At 67.2% G+C, this 19744-nt stretch carries 20 protein-coding genes; 14 read left to right on the top strand and 6 right to left on the bottom strand.

Annotation, left to right across the window (positions count from 1 at the left end; translation table 11 throughout):
- Both AB8808_RS02475 and AB8808_RS02470 read right to left on the bottom strand, forming a co-directional pair.
- Positions 1–726: a hypothetical protein gene (locus AB8808_RS02475; protein ID WP_369926459.1), complete on the bottom strand. Its 726-nt coding sequence runs from the start codon at positions 724–726 to the stop codon at positions 1–3.
- A gap of 780 nt (positions 727–1506) precedes the next feature.
- Entirely contained in the window at positions 1507–2052 is a 546-nt protein-coding gene (locus AB8808_RS02470; RefSeq protein WP_285405122.1) for a hypothetical protein, read from the bottom strand.
- A 223-nt stretch (positions 2053–2275) separates the two neighbouring features.
- On the opposite strand from AB8808_RS02470, the gene AB8808_RS02465 reads away from it, so the two are divergent.
- The 4 genes from AB8808_RS02465 to AB8808_RS02450 all read left to right on the top strand — a co-directional run bounded on the left by AB8808_RS02465 (position 2276) and on the right by AB8808_RS02450 (position 7732).
- Complete coding sequence (locus AB8808_RS02465; protein ID WP_036137951.1) at positions 2276–2494, top strand: hypothetical protein; 219 nt, start codon at positions 2276–2278, stop codon at positions 2492–2494.
- Between the two features lie 42 nt (positions 2495–2536).
- Complete coding sequence (gene uvrD, locus AB8808_RS02460) at positions 2537–4744, top strand: DNA helicase II (RefSeq protein ID WP_036137954.1); 2208 nt, start codon at positions 2537–2539, stop codon at positions 4742–4744.
- A 67-nt stretch (positions 4745–4811) separates the two neighbouring features.
- On the top strand, positions 4812–6530 hold the full coding sequence (locus tag AB8808_RS02455; RefSeq protein WP_369926456.1) for an Hsp70 family protein: 1719 nt from the start codon (positions 4812–4814) through the stop codon (positions 6528–6530).
- Positions 6527–7732 (top strand): hypothetical protein, encoded by a 1206-nt coding sequence (locus tag AB8808_RS02450; RefSeq protein WP_369926454.1) that lies wholly within the window; start codon positions 6527–6529, stop codon positions 7730–7732. Before AB8808_RS02455 ends, AB8808_RS02450 begins: the two co-directional genes overlap by 4 nt.
- 1 nt (position 7733) lies before the next feature.
- Here the strand turns inward: AB8808_RS02450 and AB8808_RS02445 are convergent, their stop codons facing one another.
- The 3 genes from AB8808_RS02445 to AB8808_RS02435 are packed head-to-tail and all read right to left on the bottom strand — an operon-like array spanning position 7734 to position 11021.
- Positions 7734–8987 (bottom strand): heme biosynthesis protein HemY, encoded by a 1254-nt coding sequence (locus AB8808_RS02445; RefSeq protein WP_369926452.1) that lies wholly within the window; start codon positions 8985–8987, stop codon positions 7734–7736.
- On the bottom strand, positions 8984–10195 hold the full coding sequence (locus tag AB8808_RS02440) for a uroporphyrinogen-III C-methyltransferase (RefSeq protein ID WP_369926450.1): 1212 nt from the start codon (positions 10193–10195) through the stop codon (positions 8984–8986). The genes AB8808_RS02445 and AB8808_RS02440 overlap by 4 nt, the downstream gene beginning before the upstream one ends.
- A gap of 46 nt (positions 10196–10241) precedes the next feature.
- Positions 10242–11021: a uroporphyrinogen-III synthase gene (locus AB8808_RS02435; RefSeq protein ID WP_369926448.1), complete on the bottom strand. Its 780-nt coding sequence runs from the start codon at positions 11019–11021 to the stop codon at positions 10242–10244.
- 111 nt (positions 11022–11132) lie between these two features.
- On the opposite strand from AB8808_RS02435, the gene AB8808_RS02430 reads away from it, so the two are divergent.
- Genes AB8808_RS02430 through AB8808_RS02420 form a run of 3 tightly spaced genes read left to right on the top strand, consistent with a single transcriptional unit; the run spans position 11133 to position 12534 of the window.
- On the top strand, positions 11133–11597 hold the full coding sequence (locus AB8808_RS02430; protein WP_036137968.1) for a YiiD C-terminal domain-containing protein: 465 nt from the start codon (positions 11133–11135) through the stop codon (positions 11595–11597).
- A 29-nt stretch (positions 11598–11626) separates the two neighbouring features.
- Positions 11627–12040 (top strand): YgdI/YgdR family lipoprotein, encoded by a 414-nt coding sequence (locus AB8808_RS02425; RefSeq protein WP_369926446.1) that lies wholly within the window; start codon positions 11627–11629, stop codon positions 12038–12040.
- Positions 12041–12087: 47 nt separating this feature from the next.
- Positions 12088–12534, top strand: a complete 447-nt coding sequence (locus AB8808_RS02420) for a rhodanese-like domain-containing protein (RefSeq protein WP_036137970.1) — start codon at positions 12088–12090, stop codon at positions 12532–12534.
- Positions 12535–12572: 38 nt separating this feature from the next.
- Here the strand turns inward: AB8808_RS02420 and AB8808_RS02415 are convergent, their stop codons facing one another.
- Entirely contained in the window at positions 12573–13661 is a 1089-nt protein-coding gene (locus AB8808_RS02415; RefSeq protein WP_369926444.1) for a 2Fe-2S iron-sulfur cluster-binding protein, read from the bottom strand.
- A gap of 15 nt (positions 13662–13676) precedes the next feature.
- Here AB8808_RS02415 and AB8808_RS02410 point away from each other — a divergent pair, with 15 nt between their 5' ends.
- The 7 genes from AB8808_RS02410 to pssA all read left to right on the top strand — a co-directional run bounded on the left by AB8808_RS02410 (position 13677) and on the right by pssA (position 19742).
- Positions 13677–14129, top strand: a complete 453-nt coding sequence (locus tag AB8808_RS02410; RefSeq protein WP_369926442.1) for a hotdog fold thioesterase — start codon at positions 13677–13679, stop codon at positions 14127–14129.
- A complete protein-coding gene (locus tag AB8808_RS02405) occupies positions 14126–15070 on the top strand; it encodes a serine/threonine protein kinase (protein WP_369926440.1) in 945 nt (314 codons plus the stop codon). Before AB8808_RS02410 ends, AB8808_RS02405 begins: the two co-directional genes overlap by 4 nt.
- Before the next feature lie 57 nt (positions 15071–15127).
- Positions 15128–15571, top strand: coding sequence for a hypothetical protein (locus AB8808_RS02400; RefSeq protein ID WP_369926439.1), 444 nt, complete (start codon positions 15128–15130; stop codon positions 15569–15571).
- A gap of 28 nt (positions 15572–15599) precedes the next feature.
- Positions 15600–16769: a class I SAM-dependent rRNA methyltransferase gene (locus AB8808_RS02395; RefSeq protein ID WP_369926437.1), complete on the top strand. Its 1170-nt coding sequence runs from the start codon at positions 15600–15602 to the stop codon at positions 16767–16769.
- A gap of 47 nt (positions 16770–16816) precedes the next feature.
- Complete coding sequence (locus tag AB8808_RS02390; RefSeq protein WP_369926435.1) at positions 16817–17899, top strand: DNA topoisomerase IB; 1083 nt, start codon at positions 16817–16819, stop codon at positions 17897–17899.
- Positions 17900–17964: 65 nt separating this feature from the next.
- A complete protein-coding gene (locus AB8808_RS02385; RefSeq protein ID WP_369926433.1) occupies positions 17965–18885 on the top strand; it encodes a hypothetical protein in 921 nt (306 codons plus the stop codon).
- A 236-nt stretch (positions 18886–19121) separates the two neighbouring features.
- Positions 19122–19742, top strand: coding sequence for a CDP-diacylglycerol--serine O-phosphatidyltransferase (gene pssA / locus AB8808_RS02380; protein WP_369926431.1), 621 nt, complete (start codon positions 19122–19124; stop codon positions 19740–19742).
- The last annotated feature ends 2 nt before the right edge of the window (positions 19743–19744 follow it).

Here is a 19744-nt window from a genome sequence, read left to right as displayed (position 1 = left end):
TTACATCGTCATACTCATTACCGGACCCTGCTGAGCCTGTGCTTGTGCCTGTGCCTGCTGCAGGGCCAGATCCTGCTGGCGATTCGCTTCCTGGCCGGCTTGCAGGAACGCCTGGCCCTCCGGGGATTGCAGGTATTCCTGGCCAATCGTTTCGAACGCCTTGTCGTCGTTGGCAACCGTTGCCGCGTAGAGACGTTCAAAGGGATCGTCGCTCACGGCGGTGAGTGGACGATCGAACGTTCCGAAAGGCGCCTGCGTCCAATCACGTTTTGGAAGCTCCCGTGAGATCTCTTTGTTCAGATCACTCCCGGGCACGGGATCACGGATGGTACGAAAGTCGTTCGGCGTGAGGATCGGTAGGTAACTGTGCTTCCCATCCACCCCATGTGGCTCGAGGTGACCGATGTGCCCGTGCGTGCGCTGGATGCCAGCATGATTCAACGCGGCCCACGTGTAGTCCACGCAATTGTTTCGAATGTCTTTGTAGGTCAGGTCGAAGCCGAAGCGGCCGGGGTTTGGGCCGAACTCGTATAACTTGTCGTACTGATCCTTTGATATCTCCATCGTTCTCTCAAAGAATGGATCCATATATCGCTTATCGTCATCATTAAACGGCCTTCCAGGACCATTGATATCGCCGTGACTTTCCGGAGCAAATCCCCAGCTCTTTTTTTCAACCCCGTCGGTTATGGTGTAAAAAACGTGACCCGTGATAGATCGATCCATAGCCGAGATATCCACCGCCGCGGCTCCACGGTCTCCACGGATCGGAGTTCCGGGAGCGGCGGCGTGAATAGTTACCGTGTATCGCCGATTATCCATTAGTCACCTTATTTTCCATGGGGGAATTCGCGTTCGACTGTCAGCCAAGTCGGAACGGCTCCTAAGATCGGCATATCCGACACGGTCGATACCTCGATTCGATAACGTCCATAATCAGGAAAGCGAAAAGACACGACCTGCATATGCGCAACGTCTCGGAGCTGTCCACTTGACGATACGTACGCGATGTCTGTTCCTCGCTCACACATCGAAGGCAGGAATGTATAGGTGTCAGTTCGGATGTCGTAATCGAAGTCGTAATCGTTGACGTCGACGGGAATTTCACTGCCCTCGACCTGGCGGAAGATTCGCACCCGGAGATAAAGCCTGGCTTTGGGCGGAGATCCTCGCAGTTGGTCCGCCGGCCCATGCAAACTTCCATCCTTTATGTAGAAGCCAACCATGTAGACGTTGTGGATGTTTGCGTTGTCCGGAGTAATGGTTACAGGAATGCTTACAGATTCCCCCGCCCTGCTCGCATCGAACCGCACAGATGCAAGCGGAGGAAAAGAGCCCTTGTGACATGCGCCGACGCACCACGCCAGCCCAAGAACTACCGCCGTACGTGTCAACGCCCGGACAAGGACGCCGCTCCTGGCACTAGACATTCGCAGTCGCTTTCTCGACGCGCCCACCACTACTGCGCAGACTTTGAAGGTGCCCCCTCTCGCATCCGTGCACTCGTCACTTGCCATGACGGTACTGTCGTTCAACAGTCAACCACGATGCAATCGGCTCGAAGATCACTAGATCGTCAACCGTTTCGACATCAAACCGATAGCTCCCATAATGTGGAAGCTTGAAAAATACGATCTCCATATCGACGATATCGCGCCGGGTGCCATGTATATCGACGTTGAAAACGTCTGGTCCGTAAGCACGGGCGGCTTCAACGCTCCCGTCTTGATTGTCGTAGTCATGAAGGACGACATCCTCCTCTCTGCCTTTCTCGCCCATGGACACCAGTCTCACTTTTAAGAACAGGTGTGCACCCCGCGGCCTGCTCCAGAACATGAGCAACGGATCGCCCATCTCTGGCATGAGGTATTTGAAGGAGAGCATGTACGTGTACTCCAGCGGAGCAGACGGAGGCACCGTGAACGGAATGCTCAAGAAGTTTCCAGTTCGTGCCACGGAAAACGGTGCGCTCGCAAATGGCGGCACAGCCTTATCGGCACAGCCAGACAACACCGCGCATACAGCCACCATGGCCAACATCGACTTCCTCATACCGCGCTCCCTTGTCGAGTTGCGGAGCATGCCGATATGCGGCCGCCCTGTAAACACCTAAAGTATTGAGAAATAAGGACATTGAGAGTGTTCTCACGAAGGCGCGCCATCTAGATCGCTACATAACGCGCTCGTTGCGCCGAACGAGCACAGACCATCCCCACGCCGCCCTCACATTCGTCAACGCATGCTCCCGCCACCGATCAAAACAGGGAAAAACCACATGCGCGCAGGTCTTATCGTCGTTGGCATCATTCTTGTCGCGGCAGGTATCTGGGTCACCATCGGCAACGGCAGCTACCAGAAGACCGACACTGTCGCCTCGATCGGCTCGGCCAAGATCGAGGCCACCCATGACAAGTCCATCCCGCAGTGGGTGGGTATCGCGGGTATCGTGATCGGTGGCATCGTCGCCGTGGCGGGTATCGCCCAGAAGCGTTAAGCAGCCGGGCCACGGTGGGAGCCCATTCGCTACACTAGGCGGATGGATGTATCCCACCTTCTCGACGATCTCAACGACGCCCAGCGGGAGGCCGTCAGCGCCCCTCCCGGGCATTACCTGATCCTCGCGGGCGCCGGTTCCGGCAAGACCCGCGTGCTGATCAACCGGATCGGCTGGCTGACCCAGGTCGAGCGTGTGCCGTCCTGGGCCATCCTGGCGGTCACCTTCACCAACAAGGCCGCAGGCGAGATGCGCTCCCGCCTGGATGGCATCATCCCGGGCGGCACGCAGGGACTCACAGTCGGCACCTTCCACGGCATCGCGCATCGCCTGTTGCGGCGCCACTGGCGTGAAGCCGGGTTGGTGGAAGGCTTCCAGATCCTCGATTCCGACGACCAGCAGCGCCTGATCAAACGGGTGATCGCCGGCATGGGGCTGGACGAAGCGCGCTTCCCGCCGCGCCAGGCCGCCTGGCAGATCAACAACTGGAAGGACGAAGGCAAGCGCCCCGACGGCATCGAGCACCGCGACCATCCGGTGACGCGCACCTTCGTCGAGGTGTACAAGGCCTACGAGCAGCAGTGCCAGCGCGCCGGTCTGGTGGATTTCGCCGAGTTGCTGCTGCGCGCGCACGAGTTGTGGCTGAAGGATCCCCAGGTTCTCAAGCACTACCAGGACCGCTGGCGCTACCTGCTGATCGACGAGTTCCAGGACACCAATACGCTGCAGTACGCCTGGATCCGCGTGCTGGCGGGCAGCACCGGGCAAGTGTTCGTCGTGGGTGACGACGACCAGGCCATCTATGGCTGGCGCGGTGCCAAGGTGGAGAACGTGCAGCAGTTCCTGCGTGATTTCCAGGGCGCGAAGACGATCCGCCTCGAGCAGAACTACCGCTCCACGTCCACCATCCTCAACGCCGCCAACGCGGTCATCGCGCGCAACGGCGGGCGCCTGGGCAAGCAGCTGTGGACCGACGGCGGCGCGGGCGAGCGCATCGCGCTGTACGCGGCCTACAACGAGCAGGACGAAGCGCGCTTCGTCATCGAGCGCATCCGCGAGCACGTGGCCGAGCACGGCAACGCGCGCGATTGCGCCATCCTCTATCGCTCCAACGCGCAGTCGCGCAACTTCGAGGAACAGCTGATCCAGCGCGACCTGCCCTACCGTGTCTACGGGGGCCTGCGCTTCTTCGAGCGTGCCGAGATCAAGGACGCCCTGGCCTACCTACGCCTCGCCTCCAACCGCCACGACGACGCCGCGTTCGAGCGCGCCGTGAACACGCCGCCGCGCGGCATCGGCGACCGCACGCTCGACGAACTGCGTCGCCGTGCACGCAGCGACGGCAGCTCGATGTGGGAAGCCACGCTGACCGAGGCCTCCATCGGCGGCCTGGCCGGGCGGGCCAAGAATGCCCTGAAGGCGTTCATCGGCCTGATCGACAACCTGGCGCGCACGTTCGGCGGCCACGACAACGTCAGCGGCGACGAATCCCCCACCGCTCTCAACCTGGCCGAGCAGATCGAGCACGCGATCCTGCACACCACGCTGCGCGATTTCTACGAGAACGACAAGCGCGGCAACGGCGAGGCGCGCGTCGAGAACCTCGACGAGCTGGTCAACGTGGCCAGCCGCTTCGAGATGACGCCGGAGGACATCGACGCCGGCCTCAACGAACTCTCCGCCTTCCTCTCGCATGCCACGCTGGAAGCCGGCGAAGGCCAGGGCGAGGCCTGGGACGATTGCGTGCAGCTGATGACGCTGCACTCGGCCAAGGGCCTGGAGTTTCCTGTGGTGTTCCTGGTCGGCATGGAGGAAGGCCTGTTCCCGAGCCAGCGCTCAACCGAGGAAGAAAACCGCCTCGAGGAGGAACGCCGCCTGGCCTATGTCGGCATCACACGCGCGCGTGAACGGCTGTTCCTCTCCCATGCGGAGTCCCGGCGCATGCACGGTACCGAGATGCTGGCGCGGCCCTCGCGCTTCCTCGGCGAGATCCCGCCCGAGCTGATCGACGAACTGCGCCCCCGCGTGCAGGTGTCGCGTCCTGCCTACGCCGACCGCTTCTCGGGTGGTTCGTCACTGGAGGAGGCCTCGCCCATCCGCCTCGGCCAGCGCGTCAGCCATCCGAAGTTCGGCGAAGGCACCCTCGTCAGCGCCGAAGGTGCGGGTTCGCACATGCGTGTGCAGGTGAACTTCGAGGATGCCGGCAGCAAGTGGTTGGTTTACGCTTACGCCAATCTGACCGTGTTGTAAGGGGCGCCAGGGCCATCGATCGGCCGGGGCCGCAACGCGGCCCATGGACGCCGGGGGAAAGCGATACATGATCGTCGGGATCGATCTGGGCACCACCAACAGCCTCGTGGCCGCGTGGGTCGACGGCGTGCCGCGGCTCATACCGAATGCCCTCGGCCGCACGATAACGCCGTCCTGCGTGGGCATCGACGACGACGGCCGTGTCCTCGTGGGCGAAGCCGCCCGCGAGCGCCTGCAGACCCATCCCCAGCTCACCGCCTCGCTGTTCAAGCGTTACATGGGCAGTACGCGCAGCGTACGACTGGGCGACCGCGACTACCGCCCGGAAGAACTGTCCGCCCTCGTGCTGCGCTCGCTGAAGGCGGACGCGGAGGCTCACCTCGGCCAGCCCGTTACCGAGGCGGTCGTCACGGTGCCGGCGTATTTTTCCGATGCCCAACGCAAGGCAACGCGTCTTGCCGGCGAACTGGCCGGACTAAAGGTTGAGCGGCTGCTCAACGAACCCACTGCGGCCGCGCTCGCCTATGGCCTGCACGACGACGGCGGCGGCGAAACCCAGTTTCTCGTCTTCGATCTGGGCGGCGGCACCTTCGACGTATCGGTGCTGGAGATGTTCGACGGCGTGATGGAAGTGCGGGCGAGCGCGGGCGACAACATGCTCGGCGGTGAGGATGTCACCACGCTGATCGTGGATCTCGCCTTTACCCAGGGCCTGCCCGAAGCGGCGCGTAACGATGCCGTATTCATGCAGCGTCTGTCGGCCCGTGCCGAGGCCGCCAAACATGCGCTGACGACCCGCGGAAGCGTTGCCTTCGAGATGGCCTGGCAGGACACCGCGGTGCTGGTCGCCGTCGACACCGGCATGCTGGAGACGGCGGCGCAGCCGCTGCTCAACCGACTCTGGCGCCCGATCGAGCGGGCCCTGCGCGACGCGCGCATTCGCGCGGCCGACCTCGACAACATCGTACTGGCCGGCGGCGCCACGCGCATGCCGATGATCCGCGCGCTGGTCACGCGGATGTTCGGTCGTTTTCCCGCGGTGGGTCACAACCCCGATGAAGTGGTCGCCCTCGGCGCCGCCGTGCAGGCCGGGCTGAAGATGAAGGACAAGGCGCTCGACGAGCGGGTGATGACGGATGTATGCCCCTACACGCTCGGCACCGAGGTGGCCCGCTTCCTCGACGATGGCTCGCAGACGCCCGGGTTCTACGCGCCGGTGATCGAACGCAACGCCGTGGTGCCCGTGAGCCGCGTGCAGCGATTCGTTCCGGTATCGCCGCAGCAGAAGCAGATCCGCATCGGCGTCTACCAGGGCGAGTCGCGCATGGTCCGCGACAATATCGCGCTGGGCGAGGTTACCGTGCCGCTGTCGCCCGGCCCCGGTCATGCCGAGGGCGTGGATGTGCGGTTCACCTATGACGTCAACGGCCTGCTCGAGGTGGAAGTGACCGTGGTGGCCACGGGTGAGGTGGCGCGCGCGGTGATCGAGAGCGGCGATGCGCACATGCCCCCCGACGAAGTGGCCCGGCGTCTGGCGGCGCTGGCCGAACTCAAGATCCATCCACGCGACACGCTGGAGAACCGCACGTTGCTCGCGCGGGCGGACCGGCTCTACGAACAGCTGCTGGGTGAGGTGCGCGAGCGTCTGGGCGAGCGCATCCTGCGCTTCGAGCAGGTGCTGGCCACGCAGGACCCGCGACTGATTTCCCGGGACAGCACCGCGTTCCGCGAAGCCGTCGACGCCATCGAACACGACCACCGTTTCGCGGTGCCACCCTCGGAATGAGCACGCCCACGCCGACACCGTGGCACCTGGAGGCGCTGGGCCTGCCCGCGCACGCCGATCGCGTGGCGGTCCGCCGCGCCTACGCGGCGGCGCTGCGCCGTATCGACCCGGCGGTGGACCCGCGGGGGTTCGCGCACCTGCGCGAGGCCTACGAGGCGGCTCGCGCGTGGTGCGAGGCCATGGCCGCCGACGCCGCGGCAGCGGAAGCTGCCGTCGAGGCGCCAGCGGAGATGCCGTGCGAGGCGGTCGACCCTGTCGACGCACCACAGTCCGGCAACGCACCGGCCGATGTCACCGTCCCGTCGGGTGACGACGTGGATGACGAGGCCGTCGCTTCCGCGACCGATCCCACGATCGTCCTGGCCTGGCGATTTGCCGCCGACGTGGCGGCGCAGAGGCCCGATGAGGTGGCGACCTCGCTCACGCAGGCCCTGGCCGAAGTACGCACGCAGTACATCGACGCGCCAGGACGCTTCGAGGAACACCTGATCGACCTGATCGGCCTGCAGCGCATCGGCCATCGCGCGGCGGTGTTCGCGGCGATGGAGGACCAGTGCCACTGGCGCGAGGTCGGCCACCTGGCCTCCCTGGGCGAACGTGGCCGCTGGATCGAAACCGTGATGGTGCAGCGCGATGCCTGGGCCCAGCTCGACAGCGGCTGGCGCGAGGCATGGCTGGCGCGCTTCGTCCGCGCGGAAGCGGGGCTGGACCGCTCGCTGCTGCGAGACTGGCCCGACGTGGCACGTCTCTACCAGCGCTATCCGGCGTGGATCGGCCTGCACCTCTCGGCGGCCACACTGAGCGCATGGCAGGCCCTGTTCGATGCACAGTCGCCCTCGACACGCGACGAACTGACACGCATGGCCGCACCGGATTCGGCCTACCTGCCCGCCCACGTGGCGCGAGCACGACAGCGGTCCGGGCAACGATCCACCCGTCTGACGGTCAGCGGATTCGTGTTGGCCGCGCTGGTGGGCATCGCCAACCTCGTCTCCACCGGCTTGCGCCAGGGCGGTACCGCAGCGTACGGCTACTCGACGGTGCCCGCGGATACACCGCGTCAGTGCGTCGAACTCTACGTCGAACTCGACAAGCCCGATGCGCTGAAAGACCGATTACCCGAGGACGTAAAACGCCTGAAGACGCGGGCCGATCGCTGCGCGGGCGCGGGGCACTGGCATCCGCCGGTGCCCCCTCGCTGACTCAGGGCGACAGGCGCGGCACGCCGTGCTGGTCGCGCTCTTCCACGGCCGTTACGCGGGTATCGATGCGACGCGAGCGAACCTCGGGCAAGGCTTCGGTGGCCTCGCCACGTGCCAGCGCCAGGGCATTGCGATAGCAACGCTGGGCGATGTCGGCGTGATCCTCGCCCACGTACACGTCGCCCAGGGCCTCCCAGGCATCGGCACTGGGCGCGATGGCAAGCGCCCGCTCGAGATACGGCCTGGCCTTGCCCCACAGGCGCACGCGCACGCACATGCGGCCCACGGCCGTCAGCAAGGCGGCATCGTTGGGATGCGTGTCGATCCAGGCTTCCGCCTTGCGCAGGCGCTGGTCGATGTCTTCGGCGCCCATGCCGCCGTACGTCGCCACGAGGGTCGGCGACCATTCGCGACGCAGCGCGGTTTCGATCTCGTCCATCGCGGCCATGGTCTGGCCATGCCGTGCGGCGTGCCGCGCATACGCGTCGACCACCGCGGGAAGGCGGCGCTGGCCCTTCGGCAGTTGCGACCACGCCGCGGACAACGAGGCGCCGTCGGGCGTGCCGGCGATGTACGCGGCCACGACGCGCGACTCGAGTTCGGCCATGGCGCGGGGGCCCAGTTCACTGCTTTTTTGCAGCGGCTCGATGGCCCTCACGGCGTTACGCGTTTCGCCCGTTTCCAGCGACGCCTCGGCGAACTCGATCCAGCCCGCGGGTGTCAGCGCGCCGCTGTCGGCTTCGGGCGCCAGCAAGGCCGCCGCTTCCGATGCACGACCCGCGCGACGCAGCAGGCGTGCGCGCAGCACACGCGCCGCGCGGGGCGTTTCCTGCGCGGCCTGGTCCAGTGTCTCAAGGGCGCGCGTGGATTCACCGTGCCGCTCCGCCGCTTCGGCGGCAGCCAGCAGGGCCGGCCCACGCACGGAGGGATAACGCGCCGCGCGGTTGAGGTCGCGCTCGGCTTCGCCGTGACGGCCTTCGACCAGCGAGACCAGCCCGTCCGACAGGCGGCGGCGACTCAGGTGGCGATGGCGCCGCGTCATGGCGCCGAACGGCCAGCGGATCAGGGCGACCAGCAGCGTGATGGCGGCCCAGGCCAGCAGGAGGATGGCCACGGCCGTGACCACGGTCATCTGCACATTCGTGCCGCGCAGGTGGATGAGCACGTAACCCGGATCGTCCGCCACCCAGTGCCACGCGAACGCGGCGATGGCCGCGACGAGAATCAGACCGACGATCCAGCGCCAGAGCTTCATGGCGTGGCCTTCGGGGCGGACGCCGCCGACGTGGCGGGCGCGGGCGCGGCAGGGGGCGTCGAGGCCGGGGCCACCGGAGTCGCTGTCGCGGCGGGCGCCGATGCACTGGCGGCATGGGCCGGCGCGGCGGTGTCGCCACCCTTGAGGGCGTGCACCGAGCGCAGGCTGCGCAGTTCGGTCAGCGCGGCGCCAAGCTTGGGCGCATTACCCTTCGCCTGGCTGGCGAGCAGCGCAGCCACCCGCGACCGGGCGGCCTGCACGGCAGGCGATGCCGTGTCGAAACGTGCCGACAGCGTGGCGTCCACCCGCTTCAGGGCAGCCTGCCGGCCGGTGTCGTCATACGCCAGCACCGCCGCTTCGGCGTTGGCGACATCCAGCGCCGCCAGTTCGCGGGCGATGCGATCATCCGCCAGCCCCAGTGGCGTACCGTCGTCATGGCTGACCTTGACGATGCTGCCGAGGGCATCGCCGGCACGCTGCCAGAAACCACGATCCTGGGTGGCATCGGCCGGCGCATCGCTGTTCCTCAGCGGCAACGTGGGCAGCTGGGCGCGCAGGTCGGCCAGCGTCGCCAGGTCGCTGGCCCGCGCCGGCGGCGCGATGCCATTCAGTGCCTGGCGCTCGGCGGACAGACTCTGGCGCACCGTGGAGAACGCGGCATCGTTCACCGCGGCCAGCGTCGTGTCGGCGAGGTCGTAGGCCGCCAGCGCAGCGTTGGCATCACCGAACAGGGCGAAGCGTTCCTTCGCCATGCGCAGCAGCGATTCGGTTTCATCGAGCAACATCGCGTCATGGCCGCTGAGGCTGCGCTCGGACAGGTTGGCGACCGCATCCTCAAGATTTTTCGTACGCTCGGACACGCCCTGGATCGCTTCGCGCGCGGAGCGGTTCACGCCATCGGTATCGCCGACGCGGCGCCGGAGGTTGGCGTTGTCGTCGCGCAGGCCGTCCACCGCGGCTTGCAGCGTGTCGACCTGGCCCCGCAGGCCATTGGCGGCGCCGATATCCTGGCGCATGGTCCAGACGGTCCAGCCTGCATAACCGGCGGCGCCCAGCGCGGCCAGCGAGAACAGGATCGCTATCGCCAGCGCGCCGCCGCCGCGACGTGGCGCCGGGTGGGGCGCACGCGTGGCGCGCGCGGTCGGGGGCACGGCGGCCGGGGCGGGCTGCGCCGGAACGGAATCGCTCGGTGGGGTCTCGGTCGTCATGGGGCGCATGCTAGCAGGCCATACGCCAACGCACGGACTACATCCCTCAACGGCGCGTGAACGACACCTGGCTGGCCGCGGCGAGGAGATCCGACGGCATGGCCGAATCGGCCACCACCACGCGCTCGAAGCCCACCGCCATGGCGACATCGCGCAGGCGTTCGCTGCTGACCACGGCCACGGCCTGGACCAGCCGGCGCCATGCCGGTGCGATCAGCGCACGATGCAGGTGATCCAGGGCTTCGGCACTGGACAGCAGCACCGCCGAGCGCCGGGTGAGTTTCAGCAGGGGATCGATGTGGCGGCGATCCAGCCGCGGTGCCACACGATGGTAGACATGGATCTCGCTGAGCCGGGCACCTCGTGCCGCCAGCTGTTCACGCAGCACCCCGCGCCCGCCCGGCGCGCCGATCAGGGCCACCCGCCGGCCCTGGATGTCGGCCAGCTCGGGCAGGCCCAGCACGCCCTCGCTGTTCTGCGAGGCCTCGGGAAACCGGGCGTCCGGCAGGTTGGCGGTGCGCAGGGCGCGGGCCGTGCCGCGACCCACCGCGATGACCACCGCACGCGTGGCGAGAGGCAGGACATCGGCGGCGAAGCGCACGGCGGCCGGGCTGGTGAACACCAGCACGTCGCCCTCCAGCGCCCGGCGCAGTTCCGCATCGACGGCGCTGGCGTCTTCGGTGGCGCGCAGGGAAAGACCCGGCACGCTGACGGGAATACCGCCCAGCTTGCGCACACGCCGGCTCATCGGCCCCGCAGTGCCGGCGGGGCGGGTGATGACGACCGTGACGTTGCGAAGCGGCTGGGTACGGCTCACGAGGGGCATCCGGCAAGTGATACGGGAGCATAGGAACATGGGGTCGGCTGCACCAATGCCGAAGGTTGGGTCGCCATACGGATGCGAACGGTTTGCCTCGCCTCGTAGACTTGGCCGCTTATGACCTCGACAACCCACGACCTCGCCCTTCTCGAGCGCTTCATCCTCGACGGCATCCCCCTCGCGCAGGCCATGCAGGTGCGTCTTGCCGAGTTCGATGGCGAGCGTCTGGTCATGACCGCGCCCCTGGCCCCCAACATCAACGACAAGGCCTGCGCCTTCGGCGGCAGCCTGGTCACCCTGATGACCCTGGCCTGCTGGAGCCTGGTCGAGACCATGCTGCGCCGACGTGGCAGCGACTGCGACGTGTTCGTGGCCGATTCGACGGTGCGCTACCTCGACCCGGTCTGGACCGATCTGCGCGCCGAGGCCCGGCTGGCGCCCGGCGCGCGCTGGACGTCGTTCTTCGCCATGCTGGACGGCAAGGGCCGCGCCCGCGCGGACTTCACCTGCATCGTGCCGGGCGACGACGGCAAGCCGCTGGCCAGCATGGACGCACGCTTCGTAGCCAAACGCCGGGCATAATGCCGGCCGACGCCCCGAAGGACCTCGCCATGCGCCGACTCGCCCTGCCCGCCCTGTGCTTCGCCCTGCTCAGCCTCGCCGGCTGCGCCACGGACAAGCGCAACCAGGCGCTGACCACGACCCTGCAGAACTATGCCGGCTCGATCCGCTGGGGCGATTTCACCGGCGCCCAGGTCTACATCGACCCGACCTACACGGAAGAACATCCGCTCAGCTCGATCGAGCAGGGTCGCCTGGCCCAGTTGCGCGTCACCGGCTACGACGAGGGCGGCGGCCCGCGCCCTGACGGCGAAGACGAGGTGGTGCAGGTGGTCCAGATCAGCGTGGTGAACATCAACACGCAGGCGGAGCGCAGCATCGTGGACCGCCAGCGCTGGCATTACGACCGCGAGAAGGGCAAATGGCGACTGATGACCGGGCTGCCGGACTTCACGGTGCACTGAAGCCGCTATAATCGACCGTTTAGCCCTGTTGGCACGCGGAAGACCCGATGAACGACGTACTGCACAAGTTGCCCGAGTTCGTGAGCAACCATACCGCCCTGGTGGCGCTGTTCGTGGTCATCCTGGCCGTGCTGATCGGCGGTGAGGTGTCCCGCCTCTTCCGCAAGTGGAAAAGCCTGACGCCGGCCGGGCTCACCCAGCTCATCAACCGCGACACCCCGCTCATCATCGACCTCTCCGCCAGCGCGGACTTCGAGAAAGCGCACGTGCCCGGTGCGAAGAACGTGGCCATGAGCCAGTTCGATCCGGAAACGCAGAAAGACCTCAGCAAGGCCAGGGAGATGCCGGTCGTGCTGATCGACAAGGACGGCCGTGGCGTGGGCAAGGCCGCCAACCGCCTGATCAAGGCCGGCTTCGCCCGCGTGTTCGTGCTGGAGGGCGGCACCTACGCCTGGCAGGCCGCACAGCTGCCCACGGCCAAGGGCAAACGCTAGAAGCTCCGGCGAACGCCGGTAACCCCGGCGCTCCCGTATTAAAGGCCGTGGATGCCGGCCCGATTGCGCAGGATCGCATCCAGCACGTCGGGCGCCAGGTCGAACGAATCGAAATACAGCCGGTCTTCCGGCAAGCCCGCTTCGACGAATCGCTGCCGCCCGGCGGCGATCATCGGCGGCGGGCCGCTCATGTAGAGGTCCACGTCGGCCAGGTCCGGATGGTCGGCCAGCAGCGCCTCGTGCACCAGGCCCTCGCGCATGCCGCCGGCCCGCGCCTCATCGGCATCGGAAAGCACCGGCGTGAAGGTCAGGTTGGGCACCTTGTCCGCCCAGGAGCGGGCCAGGTCGCGCAGGTAGAGGTCGGCCGCGATACGCGCGCCCCAGTACACGTGCATCGGGCGACGCGTGCCCAGCGCGATGAAGTGCTCGACGATGGCCTTCACCGGCGCGAAGCCAGTGCCACCCGCCATGAACAGCATCGGACGCTCGGCATCCTCCCGCGGCACGAAGGTACCCAGCGGTGCCTCGATGGCCAGGCGATCCCCCGTCTGCAACGACTCGTAAACCCACGACGTGAATCCGCCACCCGGCACGTGGCGCACGTGTAGTTCGATCAGGCCATCGCGGCGCGGACCGCTGGCGATCGAGAACGGACGATGCTTGCCGTCCGTCAGGATGACATCGAGGTACTGGCCGGGCAGCCAGTTCAGGCGCTGGCCGTCCACGGGCTTCAGCCAGATGCCCACGACATCGGGGGCGAGCATGCGCCGCTCGGCCACCGTCGTGTCCAGCCGCCGGTGGGGAATGTCCTCCACCGACGCGATCTCGCGCACGCGGATGGCGATGTCGCCACGCGGCACCGCCTGGCACAACAGGATGGCGTGTTGCTCGCTCTCCGAGGCGGACAAGGCCACGGGCGGATGGTGCGGGTAGCCGCAATCGCCCTCGACGAGAGTGGCCTTGCAACTGCCACAGACACCGCCACGGCACGAGTACGGCAAGGCGATGCCCGCACGCTGCGCGGCTTCGAGCACGGTTTCGTCGGTTTCGGCGTCGAAGCGCTTGCCGGACGTGGTCAGGGTTACGGTGGGCACCCGCACATTGTAGGACAATGACAGCTTGCCCATGGGACGACACAGCATATGGCCATCTGGAAAGACCCTGTCGACCTCGACCGACTCAACGGCTGGAGCCGCGGCACGATGATGGAAACCCTCGACATCCGTTTCATCGGATCGGGCGACGACTGGCTGCGGGGCACGATGCCGGTGGACCACCGCACGCAGCAACCGTTCGGCCTGCTGCACGGCGGCGCGTCGGTGGTGCTGGCCGAGACGCTGGGCAGTTCGGCGGCCCTGCTGACGCTGGACGTCGAGAAGCAGGTGGCGGTTGGCCTTGACATCAACGCCAACCATATCCGCGGCGTGCGCGGTGGCCTGGTGACCGGTACGGCGCGTGCGGCGCACCTGGGCCGGACCACGCAGGTGTGGGAGATCCGCATCGAGGACGAGGACGGCAAGCTGGTCTGCCTGTCACGCCTGACCATGGCCGTGGTCGCGGCGCGCGGCGGCGCGCCGGGAAACCTGCGCTCGTGAGCGAAGGCGCGCCTTACGCCGCCCTCTCGCCCGATGTGGTGCTCGCGGCCGTGGATGCCACCGGCCGCTGGAGTGATGGCCGGCTGCTCACGCTGAACAGCTACGAGAACCGCGTCTTCCAGGTGGGACTGGAAGACGGCGGTTTCGTAGTGGTGAAGTTCTATCGTCCGGGCCGCTGGACCGATGCGGCCATCGAGGAGGAACATGCCTTCGCCCGCGAGCTGGCTGGGGCGGAACTGCCGATGGTGGACCCGCTGGTGTTCGACGGTCGCAGCATGCTGGTCCATGCCGGTTACCGCTACGCGGTGTATCCACGCCGCGGCGGGCGGGCGCCTTCGCTGGAATCGCCCGACCAGCTCATGTGGCTGGGCCGGCTGCTCGCCCGCATGCATGCCCTCGGCGCACGCGAGCCGTTCCGCGCCCGTGGCACGCTGGACCGGGCGACGATGATCGACGCGCCGGTGCGGGCCACGCTGGGCTCGGATCTGTTGCCCGCCCATCTGTTCGACGCCTATCGCCATGCCGCCGAGCGTGTCGCGGAGGCCGTGGCGAACCGCATCGAGGCGGTGGGCCCCGTGCGCCGCATCCGCCTGCATGGCGACTGCCACCCCGGCAACGTGCTGTGGACCGACGCGGGACCGCACTTCGTCGACCTGGACGACGCACGCATGGGGCCTGCCGTGCAGGACCTGTGGATGCTTGCCGGCGACGACGCCATGATGGATGCCCTGCTCGAGGGCTACGGCCAGTTTCGCGACTTCGACCCCACCGAGCTGGCGCTGGTGCCGGCCCTGCGCGCGATGCGCCAGGTGCACTACGCCGGATGGATCGCCGAGCGCTGGCACGATCCTGCGTTCCCCGCCGCGTTTCCGTTCGCGGCCGAGCCGCGCTGGTGGGAACAGCACATCGCCGACCTGCACGACATCGCCGACGACCTCTGATACCCGCCCGCCTTTTCGTTCCTGCCCTTGTACCCCCCGTTTTCGTGGAGACCGCCTTTGAATTCCTTCTTCACCCGTGTCATCGCCGTGTTCGAGATCGCCGGCGGCCTGTTCGGCCTGGTCCACCAGTTCGAGCGCTTGCTCAACGGCCGCTTCAGCGGCGTGGATGCCATCGTCGCCGTGCTGGGCGTGCTGCTGTTCGGCTTCATCCTCGTGGCGGGCGTGCTGCTGGCCAGCAACGACGGGCGTGGCACCTCGATGTCCATCTGGGCGCAGTTCCTGCAGGCGCCGCTGGTGGCCACGCCGGTGTTCAGCTACGCGCTGTCCAGCGGCGCGTTCGCCAATGTATCGCTGACCTTGCAGCGCTCGCCGCATCTCGGCTTCGACTGGGCCATCGCCGAGCACGGCTGGCTGCTGGCGCTCGGCGGGCCCTCGGCCGCGCACCTGGGCATCAACGTGCTGGCACTGGTTTCCTGGCTGGTGCTTCGTATCGGCCGCTGAACCGCGGCATCCCCGCTATCATGGGCGGATGAACACGTCCTCGCTGCCCGTCATCCGCCTCAAGACCGACCGCCTGCCCGGCCACCCGTGGGTCTGGTCCGCCCAGATCGTCAAGCCCGACGATCGCCTGCCGCCCGGCACCGTCGTCGACGTGCACGACGCCAAGGGCCGCTTCGTCGGCCGCGGCTTCTGGAACGGGCATGCGCGCGTCGCCCTGCGCCTGCTCACCACCGATCCCGACCAGCCCGTGGACGAAAGCTGGATCGCCGCGCGCATCGCGCGCGCGGTGGAACTGCGGCGCGAGCTGCTGCGCCTGGACGAGGTGAGCGACGCCTGGCGCGTGGTGCACAGCGAGGGCGACGGCCTGTCGGGCCTCGTGGTCGACCGCTACGCGGACCATCTCGTGGTCGAGTACTTCGCGGCCGGCATGTGGCGCTTCCGCGAGGTCGTCCACGCCGAACTGCAGAAGCACTTCCCCGGCGCCTCGCTGTACTGGTTCGCCGAACAGCACGTGCAGCGCCAGGAATCCTTCGACGTGCGCTCCAACGACGCGCCCGCCGCGGTCGACGTGAAGGAGCACGGCCTGTCGTTCCACGCGGCGCCCGGGCTGGGCCACAAGACCGGCTTTTTCGCCGACCAGCGCGACAACCGGCTGCGCTTCGCCCGGCTGGCCCAGGGTCGTCGCGTGCTGGACCTGTGTTGTAACGCTGGCGGCTTCGCCGTACACGCGATGAAGGCCGGCGCACATTCGGCCATCGGCGTCGATGCGGACGCCGCCATCCTCGAGGTGGCCCGCGAGAACGCCCGCATGAACGGTGTCGAGGCCAGCTTCGAGCAGGGCGACGTGTTCGAATGGCTGCGCGCCGCGATCGCCCGGGGCGACACCTGGGACGCCATCGTGCTGGATCCGCCCAAGCTCACCCGCGACCGCAACCAGGTGGTCAACGCACTGAAGAAGTACTTCGCCATGAACCGCACGGCGCTGGATGTGCTGGCCCCCGGCGGCATCCTGCTGACCTGCTCGTGCACCGGCCTGGTCGGCGAGGACGACTTCCTGGAGATGATCCGGCGCGTGGCCCTCAACGCGGGCCGTGATATCCAGGTCCTTCACGTGGATGGCGCCGGCGCGGATCACCCGGTAGCGAGCAACGTGCCGGAGAACCGCTACCTCAAGGCGGTGTTCTGCCGCGTGGGCTGACGCCGCGTTCACCGGGCCTTGATCGGCCGCCGGATCACACTCCGGCCATGTCCCGAAAGCCGCCCTCCGACGCCCTCGTGGTCGTCTCCGCCGAACAGGCCCACGCGAAAGCGGCGGGCCTCGTCTACGTCTGCGATACCGACCAGGGCATCACGCGATGCAAGCGTGGCCGTGCCTTCGCCTACCTGGACGCGAAAGGCAAACGGATCACCGACGAGCAGGTGCTCACCCGGATTCGCTCCCTGGCCATTCCGCCGGCCTATAGCCGCGTATGGATCTGCCCGGACGAGCGTGGCCACCTGCAGGCCACCGGACGTGACGCGCGGGCGCGCAAACAGTATCGGTACCACGTGGAATGGCGCAACATGCGCGACCGCGGCAAGTTCGAGCGCATCCTGGAATTCGGCAAGGTGTTGCCCACGCTGCGGCGGCGGCTACGCAAGGACCTGGCGTTGCCCGGCCTGCCCCGGGAGAAAGTGCTGGCGCTGATCGTCAGCCTGCTCGAGGAAACGATGATCCGCATCGGCAACGATGTCTACGCCAAGCAGAACAAATCCTTCGGCCTGACCACCTTGCTGTCGCGCCATGTCGCCGTGCACCGCGGCCGTATCGACTTCCATTTCCGTGGCAAGAGCGGACAGTGGCGCGACGTGCAGCTGGACGATCCGCGCCTGGTCAAGGCGGTGCGCCGCGTGCAGGAACTGCCGGGGCAGCGGCTGTTCCAGTACCTGGACGATGACGGGCACCGGCAGCCCATCGATTCGGGCATGGTCAACGATTACCTGCGCGAGGTGACCGGCGGCGAGTTCACCGCCAAGGATTTCCGCACCTGGGGCGGCACGGTGAACGCGGTAGCCACGCTGGCCGGCACGCCGCATCCCGAAAAGGGTGGCGAAACGGCGCTGCGTGCCACCCTCGCCGGCGCCGTGAAGCAGGTGGCGGCGGTCCTGGGCAACACACCGGCGGTCTGCCGCGCCTCATACATCCACCCGGAGGTGTTCGCGGGGTGGCTCGACGGCGAATTGCACCGGCATGTGCCGCCGACCGGGGCCCACGCATCGCGCAAGCTGGAGACCTTGACGCTGGCGTTCCTTCGTCGGCGTCTGCGTGCGTCCACCCGCTCCCGTTGAGCCCGGCGGATGGCTATAGTGCACGCACGGGGATCGGGTACTTCTTTTCAGGGGTTGGTTTGACGATGTGGCGGTGGAAGGCGTTTCCCGTAGTGCTCGGGCTGGCAAGCGCATCCGGTGTGATGGCGCAGGATGCGCCCGTGGCGCCGCCGATGGTGTTTCCCGACGCACAGAGCCATCGTGGCGTCGTCGACGACACATGGATCGTCGCGCTCAAGCGCCTCCCGGGCGCCAGCCTCACGGCGGTGAAGAATTACGCGGACGAGGGCGATATCGCCGCCGGCGTATCGCTGCGTTATCACCTCGACGACGCCGACTGGATCATCGCCGATGTGTTCATCTATCCCGCGGGTGAAGGCGACACGACGAAAATGCTCAAGCAGGCCGCCGACGATTTTCGCGAGTCGGTAGCCTATGCCGAGCGCCAGGAAATCTACCGGAACGTGTGGTGGGGCGACGAAGCTCCGTACACAGCCATGCTGGGCGGCGGCAGGAAACTCCAGGGCCGCTTCCTGCCGATCGTGTTCGATGCGCAGCAGGACATGCTCACCTCGCGCGCCTACCTGTTCTATCGCAAGCTTTACTACATCAAGATCCGGCTGAGCACGACGGTGGAGGCGGTCGACTCGCTGGCCGAACGTGCGGACGGATTCATCGGCAGCCTGCTCAATGGCGTGGACATCGTCAGTGTCGGCGGCTGCGGGCGGAAGATGGATATCGTGGCGCTGCCCAGCGGCCAGCGCGCTCCGGCGGATTTCACCGACGGGGTGAGCCCGGATGGCTTCGGCATCGCCATTGCGATGTCCCGACCGGGTGGACCGACGTACGCCACGCAGATGAGCAAGGCGATGGTGACCGCGGCGCGTCGCCAGCTGGCGACGGGCTGCACCTCGCTGGATTACAAGCCACCGGGTGACGACAGCACGCACGCGGTGCTTCACCTGAAGTTTGGCCCGAACGACTGGGGTGCATCGCCCAGGCACTGAAGGAAGAAGCGGCCGGGACGCGTCCCACGCCCGGCCGCTGACGTTCGCCGGTGGCGGCCGGGCTCAAATCCTTGAGCCACACCGCGCCACCGGCGGCGACAGCAACATCATGCCCGCCGATACCGCGCCGGACTATGGAAGGATTCTGAAAAATCGGGCGGCTTCGCGTTGCCCATGCACGCCGTACCGACCGCCGAGCCTTGTAGACTGGCGCCCCGTCCCACCCGAGCCCGCCGATGAACCCGAAACCGCGACCGTTTTCCATGATCCGCGACTTCGCGCTGGCCGACTGGTTCACGCTCGGCAACGCGGCCAGCGGCGTGGGTGCACTGTTCTCGACGATGACTTACCTTCAGGAAGGCGGTGTGTGGCACCTCTACATGGCGTGCGGCCTGGTGCTGCTGGCGCTGGTGTTCGACGTGCTCGACGGGCGTATCGCCCGCTGGCGCCAACGGGCCTCGCTGCTCGGCCGTGAGCTGGACTCCCTGGCCGACGTGATCTCCTTCGGCGTCGCGCCCGCCGTCATCGGCTACGGCTGCGGCATGCAGGGCGGCCTTGATCGCGCCATCCTGCTGATGTTCGTCTGCTGCGGCGTCTCGCGCCTGGCCCGTTACAACGTCACCGCGGAAGGCCTGGCCAACGACGAGGGCAAGGTCACCCACTTCGAGGGCACGCCCATCCCCACCTCGATCCTGCTGGTGGCGGTGCTCTGCGCCGCGGCCGGCGCCGGCGCGCTGCACGACGCGATGTGGCTGGGCAGCGTGCGACTGGCCACGCTGACGTTGCATCCGCTGTCGCTCATGTTCGCCGTATCCGGTGCGCTGATGGTCAGCCGCATTCGCATTCCCAAGCTCTGAGG

This window comes from Xanthomonas sp. NCPPB 2632, assembly GCF_041228075.2.
Classification (GTDB): Bacteria; Pseudomonadota; Gammaproteobacteria; order Xanthomonadales; family Rhodanobacteraceae; genus Luteibacter.
Note: the sequence above shows the minus strand (reverse complement) of the source record. Positions and strands in the feature narration are given on the sequence as shown.